Origin of the sequence: Mycobacterium asiaticum, assembly GCF_001673365.1 — a bacterium.
Classification (GTDB): Bacteria; Actinomycetota; Actinomycetes; order Mycobacteriales; family Mycobacteriaceae; genus Mycobacterium; species Mycobacterium asiaticum_A.
In genome coordinates this window covers 45828-58659 of record NZ_LZLS01000023.1, presented here as the reverse complement: position 1 = coordinate 58659, position 12832 = coordinate 45828, and the positions used below count along the sequence as shown (strand labels likewise).

Here is a 12832-nt window from a genome sequence, read left to right as displayed (position 1 = left end):
TTCGTGGAGCTGCCGGGAATCGAACCCGTTTCGGGTTCCTGGTCCGAGAGCTGAATCGGCGCTGAGCTGCGGAATGACATTCAATGTGATTCACCAGAATTGACCTCTGTTGACACTAAGTGTGCCCAAAATGTGCCCAGCTGGCGGGCAACATTCATCAGCGACATAGGCTGTAGTTCAACAACTTTGGTGCCTCTCGACGATAGAATCGAGTAGAAGCGAAATCATAGATGTGAGGTGCTGGGGATGAATAGGACTGGTTCCGAGGAACAGAGTCCAGTTGACCGCCTCCCCGCTGTACTTGTGTTGCGAGCACCTGATGGCCAAACGACGTACCTATAAGCGCGACAAGCGGGGCCGCTTCGCATCGACTGGTAGCACCCGAGTCAAGCGGATCAGACGCAAAATCAACCGCCGTCGCCCACACTATGTGCGGGGAAGCCTCGGCAAGACCTTGCGAGTCGGCCGTGTCGGCCCGGGCGGTGAGTATGCGGGCGTGCACGTCGGGGCCAAGCTCCGCACTAAGCGTCGTGGCGAGTACTACGTCGGCGTCTCCGCTGGCCGCAAAAGCGCAACGCCGTTTTCGCCGTACTAGCCCTCTACTAGACCGGGCCTTCGGCCGGGCCTGCTGAAATTTGCACACGACGGCGAGTCTCAGCCGAAGGACTTTGCGATGGCAGGAACCTAGTCCCCATATAGCACGCTCGGCGAAGTAACAGTCCCTAACTGCAACGGCGAGGACGACGAGAAGGTCCAGCTGGCGGTTCCCGTCGCCCTGAAATCATGTGGGCCGTGCGCAATACGGCGACGGGAAGACGACGAGCTGAACGACGATGTAGTCGGCGAAAGAACCTTCGTACAGTGCTGATCATTGCGCGCCGAGTGCCTGACGGCGGGACGCTGCAAGGTGATGCAAGATCGGCTCGTTGCGACCGAACAGGACCTCGACGACGCCAGCGTCTAGCCCGCGCTGGCATGCCTGCGCCATGGGAAAGTCCTGATTGCACAACACGTTGCACACCGCATCCATAGACAGGCGATACCACTCACGCTCTTGTTCTGTGGTGATCGGGTTCGGCGATCCATAGGTCATGTACACGATGCTCTCCGCCGGGTTGCTCCCCGGATAGATCCGCAACATCTGATACGACGCCGGAGCCTCGACGAGCACACAACCCGGGAACAGGCCGTACACCACGGTGCCGAAGAATTGGTCCGGCCAATCGCATTCAGGCTTGTCACGGAACTGGACGATGTCGCGGAATGGGAAGGCCCACCGGTTGTGACAGCCGTAGACATCGAACACAGAGTTGTTGGTGGCGATCGGATCCAAGGTGTCGGGATGCACATAGGGGAAGTGATACCCCTCAAAGTTGACGTCAACGACCAGCTTCCAGTTGGCCGCGATCACGAACCGTCTCGTCTCAGCGTGATGTCTGCTGGCGAAGTCGTACTGCCCCAGGGGCTCTGCGATCGCACCGAATGGATCGTCGACCGTCACGTCCGGTGTGAGACCGACAGTGATGAGACCTGCCTGTTCGCTCACCGGCAGCGGCGTCAATCGCCTGTCGTCCAGGGCGCCAGAGAACATCCTGCGCGCGGGTGCGCCCACCAGACGCCCGTCCAAGCCGTACGCCCATCCATGGTACGGACAAGTGAACAGCCTCGTCATGCCGCAGCCGGCGGCGACCTGGGCGCCGCGGTGTGCACAACCGTTGAGAAACGCCCGCAGAGACCCATCCTTTCCGCGTACCACGAGGACGGGAACGCCCATCACTTCTTTGGCGGTGTACTGGCCGGGCACGGCGACCTCTCCAGCCCAACCGATCACGTGAGGCACGCGCCGCAGCATGGCGACCTCTGCATCGAACCGTTTGCGATCGACGAATGCCGCCCGAGGTTCCCGCCATAGGTCGTCGACGGTGTCCAGGGTGTCGTTTTCGAAGTGCTTGAGCACCCTGCGGGTCAGTTCTAAGGATTCTTGACGGGGCATAGCAAACCTCAGCTGGTTTCGACGAGCGCGGACCGGACGGCGCGGCATTGGCTGGCAAAGAAGCGTTGCGACACCGAAGCATTCGGGGCCACGAGATCGAACGTATGAAAGGCGCCGTCGGCGATCTCCTCGTGGACCGAGACCCCCGCCTTCCGCAGTCGTTCGCCGTAGACTCGGCATTCGTCGTAGAAGAGGTCGCGGGTGCCGACGCCGATCCATGCGGGCGGCATGTCGGAGAGGTCGGCGCGCCGCGCCGGTGCGGCCGTCTCCGGATCGGCGCCGGCAAGATACCACTGCCACGCGAGTTGATTGTCGCCCGCACTCCACATCACGCGCCGTCGTGACTCCGGTTTTGCCCCCGTCCGATCGTCGAGCATCGGGTAGACCATCATCTGCAACGCGAGTTTGACCTCACCGCGGTCGTAGGCCACCTGCGCCACGGCGGCGGTGAGTCCGCCACCGGCACTTGCCCCGCCGACGGCGATTCGCGCTGGGTCTGCCCAGTTCTGACGCGAAAGCCATTGCAGGGCCGCATAGCAGTCCTCGAGTGGTGTCGGATACGGATGCTCCGGAGCGAGACGGTGATCCACTGCCACCACAGTGACATCGGTGAAGTTGGCCAGCTTGCGGCAGAAGCGGTCCTCTTGTGCCGCGGTACCCATCAATGTGGCGCCCCCGTGAATCCACAACAACGCGGGCCCAGGCTCGGGCACGTTCGTGGAGCGGTGGATTCGGACGGTGACATCTGCATTGACGTTGTCTACCTCCACGCCGTGTACCCGCCCGACCCATCCTGCGAGGGTCATCAGCGCGCGCGGAAACGTCAAACCGCGGTGCAGCGCATAGCCCTTCGGCAGTAAGCGCGCCAGCCTCCGAAGTTCCGGATCGAACTGCGCGTAGTCGATGTCACCCACCGATCGCCGCCGCCGACTGAACGGCAGGCGCCGCAATTTTTCTTCCGGCGCGCAGAAAGCTGCCGGTGCGCACGTTTCCGACTAGATCGGTAGGAGACCCGTTGCGAAAGACCGTCCGGCCGCCGACGAGGACCACCGTGACCGTGTCGTCGTTGCGGTTGACCATGCGGCTCAACCCGTCGTACTGGTCCACGGTTTCCTCCGCGTACGCACTCAACGATTCGTCCAGGTGCGCGGGATCGATCACCGCGACGTCCGCGCGGTCGCCGATGCGCAGGTACCCCGCGTCCAGCGAATACCAGTCGGCCAGTTCACCGGTCAGTCGATGCACAGCGTGCTCGATCGTCATGAACTCGGCGCCGGCCTCGGCGCTCTGATGAACGTGGCGTAGGAGACACAGCCCGCTGTTGTAGAACGCCATATTGCGCAGATGAGCCCCGGCGTCGGAGAAGCCGACCTGGACGCCGGGGTCGACGGCCAGCTTCTTGAGCACCTTGGGCCGGTGGTTGGAGATTACGGTGCGCCACCGCAGCGCACGGCCGTGTTCGAGGACAAGGTCCAAGAAAGAATCCACTGGATGAAGCCCGCGGTCGAGTCCTATCTGTCCGAACGTTTTACCGACCAACGAAACGTCCGGGCAGGAGACGATGTCGGCGTCGAAAAAGTCGCGGTGCCAGGCCCCGATCTTGAACTTGTTGTCGTACTCCCTGCGGAACTGACGCCGGTACGTCTCGTCGCGCATCAAGCCGTTGCGTTCCACCTCGTCGCGCAGATGCAATGCCGCGGCACCGGCGCCCAGTTCCTCGAAGATCACGAGATCGATGCCGTCGGCGTAGACCTCGAACGGTACCGGTAGGTGCTGCCACCTGAAGTCGCCGCCGAGCGCGTTGATGAGCCGGGCGGCGCCGGTCAGAAACTTGTATCCGATCGGGTTCGACTTGGCATCCGCGGCAGCCAGGAAGCTGATCTTCAGCGAGCGACGAAGGCCACCGATGGATCTTGCGAGTTGTGCCGCGACCTTCGGCGGGTGTTGAATGTCGGGCCCGCTCTGCAGCACACGGCCACGCTTGCGCACCAGCCCGGTGAGCCGGCGCATCTCCCGCCGCTTCACATAGGTCGATGGCAGCGTGCGGGACCGACATAAATCGCCGTCGAGTCGATCGAAGAGCAACTGCTGTGATGACAAACCGATGAAGCCGGCGTCCAGCGCCTCGACGAGCCACCGTTCCATCTGCGCGAGCTCGGCCTTCGTCGGTTGGTCCTCCTTGGTCGTCGCACGCTCGAGTCCCATGACAGCAGTGCGCATATCGGAGTGGCCGATGAACGCAGTCACGTTGGGTCCGAGCGGACGGGCCTCGACGGCGCGGACGTACTCCTCGGCGTTGCACCAGGTCTTGTGTTGGTCGACCGCTGCGATGACGTGATCGCGCGGGATGGCCTCCACGCGGCCGAACAGGTCGCCTGCGTCGACACCGTCGACGTGAACCGTGGAGATCGAGCACGATCCGACCACCACGGTCGTGACGCCGTGTCGCAGCGATTCGGACAAACCTGGGCCATTGAGAAGCTCGACGTCGTAGTGCGTGTGGATATCGATCAAACCGGGCACCACCCATTTTCCCGTCGCATCGATCACTTCGACACCGTCGATCGGTTCCTCGGTGATCTCGGCGACGTGGCCGTTTTGGATCCCGAGATTTCGCACCGCGGACGGACCACCCGTGCCGTCGAAGTACCGACCGTTCTCGATCACCACGTCGAAGCTCATCGGGAGTCCGCTCCTTGTCCAGGGCCCGTAGCGTAACAATACACTTATACAATATTGTATGGTCAAGGTGTGGCCGCGCCTGAAGTCGTCGAATTCCAACTTCCCCGTCTGCGGATGACCGCACTGACCTGGGGACCGGAGGACGGCAGGCTCGCATTGTGCGTCCATGGCTTTCCCGACAGCGCCCACAGCTGGCGGGCTCTCGCACCCATGTTGGTTGCCAGCGGCTTTCGCGTTGTCGCTCCGTTTACTCGGGGGTATTCGCCGACAGAACCGGCACCGGATGGCGACTACCACCTGGGTGCGCTGATGAGCGATCTCATCGACCTGCATGCGCACCTGGGGAAACCCGACGACGCCGTGTTGATCGGGCACGACTGGGGCGCGTTCACTGCCAACGGGCTCGCCGCGTACCCCGGTTCGCCATTCGGCGCCCACATCGCGATGTCCATCCCTCCGATGGCCGCGTTCGACAACTCCAGGCGCGGGCTTGCGCAGAATCTGCGGATGACAGCGATCCAGTTGCGGCGGAGTTGGTACGTGCTGTTCTTCCAGCTGCCATTCGTGCCGGAACGGGTGCTGCCTCGGGTGATCCCTAGGCTCTGGAAGGACTGGTCACCACCGGGGGCTGATGTCAGAGACGGCGTGGCGACGACGTTGGCCGCGCTGCCCTCCCTCACATACCGCAAGGCTGCGGTCTCGTATTACCGTTCCCTGGTCCGATTCACCAGAGCCGCACCGCAATACGCGGGGCTACATCGGTTCAGATTCAAGCTCCCCCGCGGTCCATTGCTTGTGCTGGAGGGTGAGCAGGACGGCGCGATTCAGGTCGGCTATTTTGACGGGGTCATCGACGCGCTGCCACCGGGTAGTCGAGTCAAGACGATTCCGGGCGCCGGGCACTTTCTGCAGGTCGATCAGCCGGAGGCCGTCGGCAAAGCCATCCTCGAGTACCTGGAAGGTCGGCTGACGTCAAAAGGTCAGCGCGACCTTGCCCGCTAATCGTCCCGTCATCCCAGCTCCTGTCCGAGCGGCGCCACCCTGGGCCGCAGTTCATAATCGTCCGGGTTCGGACGGTTGGTCCATCGCCAATAGTCGAAGATGCGAAACCCGTACAACGTGGGCAACTCGCCCGCAGCGTTCTTGTAGTAGCTGCTGGTGATGGCCGGGTGGCTGTACACCATCTGGCTCAGCCGCTCCTGGGCACGCCGGTTGTAGTCGTCGCACACCTGCACTCGCGGCATCGCCGAGCCGAAACCGCCCGCCATCACCATGTCGATACACCCCATGATGTAGCGCATCTGGCACTCTGAGTTGTAGATGATGCTCGCACCGTTCACCCCATTGGTGCCCGGACCGTACATGCAGAAGAAGTTCGGAAATCCCGGCACGGTGATGCCGAGATACGCATACGCGGAATCGCCCCAGGCAGTGTTCAGTTCTATCCCGTCGAGCCCGCGGACGTTGATCGGACCGAGTTGATGGTTGACGTCGAAGCCGGTGGCCCACACCAGCACGTCGGCGCGGCGGTGCACGCCGTCGACCGTCGTGACGCCATCGGGAGTGACTTCCGCAATGCCTTCGGTGATCAGTTCAACGTCGTCACGCTGCAGCGTCGTGAGCCAGGTCCCGTTGTCCTGCAACGTCCGTTTGCCCATCGGCGGGTAATTCGGTGTGACCTTGGCCAAGAGTTCCTCGTCGTTGCAGAAGACACGCATCCACGCGATGAACATCTCCCGAATAGCGTGGTTCGACTCGTTGCACGAGAGACCGCCGTTGTCCCATTCGGGGTCGATCCTCACCTGCTCGTCAAGCGCATCGGCGATCGGCCACCACGACACGAACCGCAACCACCGTCCGTAGTAGGGCAGATGGCGGATCGCCCACCTGGCCCCGTCGGGAATGACGTCGTGGTACATGGGGTTGGGCGCCATCCATTGCGGAGTTCGCTGATAGACGTCGACCTGCTGGGTTGAATCCGCGATGGCGGGCACCAGCTGGAATCCGCTGGCGCCTGCGCCGATCACCGCGACTCGCTTGCCGTTCAGGTCGACGTCATCGCGCCAGTCCGCGGTATGGAACGACAGCCCGCCGAAGCTCCTGGCGCCCTTGATATCTGGAATTACCGAGTTACTGAATTGTCCGACTGCACAGATCAACGCGCGCGGTCAGGACCTCGGCTCGGCCGTCGGTCCCCTGGATCGTCACCCGCCAGGTCGCCGAGTCCTCGTCCCAAGCCGCACCGGTCACCGCGGTGTTAAAGCGCACGTGGGAAACGATGTCGTGCTTGGTGGCGACGCCCTGGAGATAGTGGAGGATCTCAGGCTGCTCGGAGTAGTAGTGCGTCCAGTGATCCGTGGGTTCGAACGAGTAGGCGTAGTACTGATTGGCGATGTCGACGCGACATCCCGGATAGCGGTTGGCCAGCCAGGTACCGCCAACGGCAGGCTGCTTCTCGACGATCGTGAACGGCACGCCTGCCGCCTTGAGCTTGATCCCGGCCAGCAGCCCCGCCTCGCCGCACCCGATGACGACGACCGGAAAGTCGCTGCGCTGCTCCGGTGTCGACGCCAACACCGGTCCACATTGATCGGCATCACTGAACCGCAAGTCCGCGGCGACGTAGTCGACGAACTCCTCGGTCACCGTCCCTGCGGACATCACGGCGAACATCACCCGCATCTGCTCGGCGTCCGGGACGAACGGCGGTGGGCACCCGCGATCCCGATAATTGCGGATCACTTCGAAAGCGCGGTCACGCACCTTCTGCTTGTCGGGCTCGCTCATCGCGCCTTGAAGGTCCATCGCGATGAGCGCGTATGGCCCGGGCAGCTCGTCGAGCAGGCCGATGTCACCGGTCATGTGCACCATCGACATCAACAGGGCCGGCACGCTCGCCTCGGCGACGGCGCAACGGATGACCTCGTCGGGGTCATCGAACGGTAGCCCGAGCAATGCGTCGATCGCACCGCGGAATGTTGCTTCGTCTACCGCTGAGTATCCCATTCGGTTACCATACATAATCAGACAGGCGTATGGTCAGAGAAACCGATTCACTCGACCAGAGGAGTCCGTCGAAGTTGACGAATCTGCAAGTGCGACGCGTCCGGTTCGATCTCGCCGGCGATGATGTGCCGTTCAACTGGCATCCGACGCGGCCGGCGTTCGCGATGCAGTGCAACTTGATCACGTTCTTCGCACCTGGTTTCGAGAAGCTCATCGTCGACGCCACCCGTGAGGCGATTCCGCTCATGCGCGATCCGTGCCAAGCGAAGGAAGCCAACGACTACTTGCGCCAGGAGGCGCAGCACTCCGCGGCACACATGAGCCATTTCCGTGCGCTCGTGCGGCGTTGGCCGGGGCTGCAGGAGACGATGGATGAGGTCATCGCCTCCTACGATCGGCTCACGGTTACAAAGCCTTTGGCGTGGCGACTTGCCTATACCGCCGTCATCGAGAACACCTTCACGCCGTACTTCAAGGTGTTTCTCGATCACGAGGACAAGCTGTTCGAACCGGGCGATGAGCGCGTCGCGTCGCTGTTTCTCTGGCACTTCGTCGAGGAGATCGAGCATCGCAGTTCCGCGTTGATGGTCTACGACGCAGTGCATGGCGACTTCCCCTACCGATTGAGGGCGATCGGGGCGGTGGTCAAGCACATCGGCGAAGTCCTTTCGATCGTTTCTCGCGGGTTCCAGAAGCACGTCCCGGCGGCTGACGGCGGCAATCTCGGCCAACTCCTTCCCAGCGGCTTGGCGCCGCGGTCCCTGATCTCCGCGATACTCGCGTCCCGACGGCTGACCGAACGGGGACAGGCCACATACGCCGGCGTACCGAAACGAGAAATGCTTGCCATGCTGACCGGACTGGTGCGATCACAGGGACCGAGCCACGACCCGACCTACGAGGACCTTCCGGCATTCGCCGGACGCTGGTTCGACAGGTACGAGCACGAGCCGAAATGCGCTGCCCGCTGGTATTCGATCGGCGCGGCCAGGTAGCAGCGCAACTGTGGGCGAGGACGCCGCCGATATGATGGCGGCATGCGGGTCGCGCGGGTGAACGAATAATGGCACGCCGCCACGGCTGGTCGGGAAACACACCGACCTGCGACGAGGAAGCGATCACCCGAATCCTCAACGCGGCCGACGAGATCATCGCCGAGCGTGGTTCGGCGATGCGCATTGCCGATGTCGCGCGATCGCTGGGTGTTACGCGCCAAACGGTGTACCGCTACTTTCCCGGTACCGAAGCACTCCTGCTCGCCACCGTCATGCGTTCTGGCGACGGCTTTCTCGAACAGCTGGCCAACCACGTCGGCAGCGAGACCGACGCGGTCACCGCGGTGATTGAGGGTTTGGCCTTCGCCATCGAGAAGCTGACGAGGGACGATCGCATCGTCTACATGCTGAGCAAGCGGTCGCGTGGAGAGGTCGCGCCCTCGCTCGCATCCGATACCGCTTTGACCTTCAGTCGATCAATGCTCCACCGGTACGAGGTCGACTGGGAAGCAAACGGTTTCGACGAGGACGCCCTCGGCGAGCTGTCCGAGTTCCTTCTTCGGATTCTGTACTCGTACCTCGTTGACAGCCACCAGGACCCGCGCAACGGCGCAGAACTGCGCACATTCCTGGCCCGCTGGGTCGGTCCCGCCGTCGTCTACCCGCGGTTCGCCGGGGCGATGGACTCGGTCACCAAAGTCGGACTGCCCCAACGTTCTCGGCGCCGCTCCGCATCATGACCGCCTACTGCTGACCACCTTCAGTGTGAGGACCTCGCCATCCCGCCGCGACCGGGAAAGGTCGGCATCCTTGCGGCGACGGCTGTTCAATCCTCGACGGAGTTATTGAAGAAGCGTCCGCCGAAAGCGTCGAGCAAGATATCCACCGCTGCGCTCATGCGTCCGTTCGACATGCCGTGGCTCAACAGACCTACGCCCATGGCCGACCCGATGAACGCGATCATCATGTCGTCGTCCTTGATGGTCGACGCGATTTCGCCCCGACGGCGCGCATCACCGAACATCTCTTGAAGCGCGCCCACCATCGGACTGCCTTCAGCCTGCAGGGACGGCAGCAGAGCGGGGTGCCGGCGCAGCTCGACCGGCATCGACGCGAGAAATGGGGTGATCGCTGGACGACGCTCGTGGACCCGTGCGGACGCCCGGAAGATCGCCCCGATTTGAGCCTTGAAGGTCTTCGCTTCTGCCATTGCGGCAAGATACTCGGGCAATAGTTCCGATTGTGCAGCGTCGAAGACGGCACCATAGAGCTCTTGCTTAGACGTGAAGTACTGATAGATCGACGAGTGCGATATGCCCGCGGCCGCGGCGATCTCGGTCATTCGGGCGCCCGCGTATCCCTTATCGCCGAAGTTGATCAGTGCCGCCTCGACGAGGCGCGCAACTGTCTCCTCCCCCGAGCTCCCGGGCGGACGGCCGAGCTTGGTGGTGCGGCCCCCTCTGCGTTGCTGCGCCACCTGCGTCATGATGCCACCCGTGCGGTGTCCGGATCACGCTTAGGCGCTGTCTGGCCCATTTCTGCGGACCCTAGACCAACAATGATTGAACCCTGACGTCGCCATCGATACCCGGGATAGCTCGCGAGAATCGCAGTGACGACCAATGCGATTGTCACGATGACAATTTGGCCTGCGGGAACCGGCTGATGAGCGAAGTTCGCGACCGTGACAATTGCGTACCCAACGACGTGAATTGCCAACAGGATCCAGCCGACACGATCGAGCCCGACTGGCTGCTTGTCGCTATAAAGCAGGACGACCAAGAGCAGCAATGCGACCGCGAGCACGAACGGGTAATGCGGGAGGTCGAACCCAATTGCGATGCCGATCGGGAAGCTCAGGAGGATACCTCCGGTATTGACCAGAAGACCGATCAACAGCGGGAAGCCAATCAGGGTCTTGAGCGGTGACCTTTTTACCGTGGCGATTTCCGCGGTGGATTCCGCCCGCCGACGTTCCCACTGCCAAACCAGCCACATCAGCAGCGGAGGCCATGTCAGCTCCCACATTGCGTCGGCCATCGGCCATCCATACCAGTACTGGAACATGTGGCGGCCGCCGAGCGTCCAGTCCAGCCATTGCCACCATCGCACATTTGACAACGGGCCGTTGACCACGTAGGGCGCATCAATCAGAATCGCGAAAACGCCGGCTGACATCGCTCGCGCAAGGATCGATCTGATGCCGAACGATTCGATGAGTTTGAAGCCGAGGAAATTGATCGCTGGATACAACAGAAGAATGTAAAACGGCATGTCGGTCTTGTAGCCGGGGATGCTGCCCGTCGTGAGCATCGCGGTGAACTCACCTTGGATGTAGCTTCTGGAAATCAGCATGCCGGTGGTGAATTCGAGAATGATCCCGTAGAACAGCGCCGATAACCACAAAACCAGATAGGTGGGTCGCCCGCACCGGTACTGCCGGATTGAGTACAACACAGCGACAACGTTGATCAGGATCATGATGGCGTCGAGCGCATGGAGTTGCCATCCGATTTCGAGGGGGTTGTTGAATCTCATTGCCGTACCATGGTTTTACCCAGGACCTTGTCGCGCAAGTCGGAGTAGTCGGTCTCTGACGGATCCATATGCGGCGGGATCGGCGGTGGGATCTTGCTCAACCTCAGTGCCGATTTCACCCCATAGCGCGCCAGCCCGGCGATCACCCGTGGATTCTTCGAAAGCTCGAACACGGTCTCCTGCAGGTTGTAGACACGGTCGAAGTGGGTGTGGACGACCTCATCTTCCCAGCACGCTTGAGATACGAAATGGAAGACCGGCCAGGTGGTCTTGCGCATCAACCGCTTCCTGAAACCGTCAGGCAAAGCCTCCGTTCCCGAGGCGTGCTCGTAGCCGCTGTCGCGAGACAGAGCCAATGTCCAGGCGCCCTTGAGGAAGGCCGCCTGTTCAGCGTAAAAGCTTCTCGGAAATTCTGCCGACCGCGGATCCATGCTTTCGGATAGCCTGCGCGCCATCAAAGCCGCTGTCGAAGCACAAGACATGCCCTGCGCATAAATCGGATTGAAGGCGCACACGGCATCACCAATAGCTATAAATGCTCGGGGCGGACGCTCCAACCGATCGAAGCGCCGCCACACGTTGCGCGTAGACCGAGTGTGATGGACGTCCGAGAGCGGCTGCGAAGCATCAAGAATCCGCGCGAACTCGCGGGTCCGAGTCCTGCGTGCCGCGGCCTCATACGACTCGACATCCTTCGGCATGTCAAGTCCCCACGACCCCATGACCGCGATGAACGAGTCGTTCTCGATTGGGAATATCGAACACAGATACTGGTGCGGCTCAGGAGCTTTGGGATTCGGATCCGGAAACGTCGTAAGGAATCGGTACCACGGCACATTCTCGGTTGGCCACCGGTACCAACGCGAGGAGTAACTCACCTTCGCATCGAGGGTCATCACCTCAACGTCCTGGCCGAGCTCTTTCATCCAGGTGGCGGCTTTACTTCCTCGGCCGCCGGCGTCCACCACAAAATCCGCCGCGAGATCTTGAATCCGCCCGTTTACGTCTAGGTACCTGACGCCCGTGACAACGTGGCCGTCCAGCTCCGCATTCGACACCAGGTCAGTCGCCCGAACACCCTCCAGGATCGTCAAGTCCGCGTCAGCCGCTACGAACTCTCGGATCGTCATCTCGATCATCGGACGCGACGCGAAATAAACACGCATCTTTGTCCTAGACCGCGGAGCCCAGCCGTTGATCAGGCAATTGGCGGCCTGCATACCGGGATCGATCTCGCAGCCCCCGTTGGCCATCAACTGTTCGGTGAATCCGGGGAACAGACTCTCGATCGCTTCGCGCCCAGCGGCGAGCAGAAAGTGGTTATGCCAGGCCTGCGGTGTGCCCCGCCGCCCCTGGGGTTCGGATGGCAACATATCGGCCTCGAGGATCGTGACCTTGGCAAACCGAGTCTGCAGAGCGCGCGCAGCACACAACCCTCCGATGCTCGCCCCGATCACCACTGCATGGCCCGTCGTCGCCACGAGAACTCAGCTCCTCCGCCAAACCAACAGACTTGTCTGTTTTATCTTGTCAGTGCCGGGCGCGTCAACGATTTGGTCACGAATTCTCGATAGCGATGGGCTGAGGGGTTCGGCAGCTCGTGTGACGCGAAAGTGGG

9 protein-coding genes and 1 pseudogene are annotated in these 12832 nt (G+C 62.0%); 3 read left to right on the top strand and 7 right to left on the bottom strand.

Translation table 11 applies throughout. The features are described 5' to 3' along the window. Window positions 1–868: 868 nt before the first annotated feature. The 3 genes from A5634_RS02580 to A5634_RS02570 are packed head-to-tail and all read right to left on the bottom strand — an operon-like array spanning window position 869 to window position 4675. Complete coding sequence (locus A5634_RS02580; RefSeq protein ID WP_065142518.1) at window positions 869–1993, bottom strand: aromatic ring-hydroxylating oxygenase subunit alpha; 1125 nt, start codon at window positions 1991–1993, stop codon at window positions 869–871. Between the two features lie 8 nt (window positions 1994–2001). Beyond that, a complete protein-coding gene (locus A5634_RS02575; RefSeq protein ID WP_065142517.1) occupies window positions 2002–2907 on the bottom strand; it encodes an alpha/beta hydrolase in 906 nt (301 codons plus the stop codon). Continuing rightward, window positions 2900–4675 carry an N-acyl-D-amino-acid deacylase family protein gene (locus A5634_RS02570; RefSeq protein ID WP_065142516.1) on the bottom strand — a complete coding sequence of 592 codons (1776 nt, stop codon included), beginning with the start codon at window positions 4673–4675 and terminating at the stop codon, window positions 2900–2902. Before A5634_RS02570 ends, A5634_RS02575 begins: the two co-directional genes overlap by 8 nt. Window positions 4676–4789: 114 nt before the next feature. Between A5634_RS02570 and A5634_RS02565 the strand changes: the two genes are divergently transcribed. Next, a complete protein-coding gene (locus tag A5634_RS02565) occupies window positions 4790–5677 on the top strand; it encodes an alpha/beta fold hydrolase (protein ID WP_065142592.1) in 888 nt (295 codons plus the stop codon). Between the two features lie 8 nt (window positions 5678–5685). Here A5634_RS02565 and A5634_RS02560 read toward each other — a convergent pair. Continuing rightward, a pseudogene (locus A5634_RS02560) lies at window positions 5686–7681 on the bottom strand (flavin-containing monooxygenase). A gap of 74 nt (window positions 7682–7755) precedes the next feature. Between A5634_RS02560 and A5634_RS02555 the strand changes: the two are divergent. Both A5634_RS02555 and A5634_RS02550 read left to right on the top strand, forming a co-directional pair. Continuing rightward, window positions 7756–8676: a metal-dependent hydrolase gene (locus tag A5634_RS02555; protein ID WP_065142591.1), complete on the top strand. Its 921-nt coding sequence runs from the start codon at window positions 7756–7758 to the stop codon at window positions 8674–8676. A gap of 68 nt (window positions 8677–8744) precedes the next feature. Then, window positions 8745–9416, top strand: coding sequence for a TetR/AcrR family transcriptional regulator (locus A5634_RS02550; RefSeq protein WP_065142515.1), 672 nt, complete (start codon window positions 8745–8747; stop codon window positions 9414–9416). Window positions 9417–9502: 86 nt separating this feature from the next. Here A5634_RS02550 and A5634_RS02545 read toward each other — a convergent pair whose 3' ends face one another. From A5634_RS02545 to A5634_RS02535, 3 genes are read right to left on the bottom strand one after another with little or no spacing between them, the layout of a single operon-like run. Further along, on the bottom strand, window positions 9503–10162 hold the full coding sequence (locus tag A5634_RS02545; RefSeq protein WP_065142514.1) for a TetR/AcrR family transcriptional regulator: 660 nt from the start codon (window positions 10160–10162) through the stop codon (window positions 9503–9505). Continuing rightward, window positions 10159–11214 (bottom strand): hypothetical protein, encoded by a 1056-nt coding sequence (locus A5634_RS02540; RefSeq protein WP_065142513.1) that lies wholly within the window; start codon window positions 11212–11214, stop codon window positions 10159–10161. The genes A5634_RS02545 and A5634_RS02540 overlap by 4 nt, the downstream gene beginning before the upstream one ends. Continuing rightward, entirely contained in the window at window positions 11211–12353 is a 1143-nt protein-coding gene (locus A5634_RS02535) for an NAD(P)/FAD-dependent oxidoreductase (RefSeq protein WP_155769315.1), read from the bottom strand. The genes A5634_RS02540 and A5634_RS02535 overlap by 4 nt, the downstream gene beginning before the upstream one ends. Between the last annotated feature and the right edge of the window lie 479 nt (window positions 12354–12832).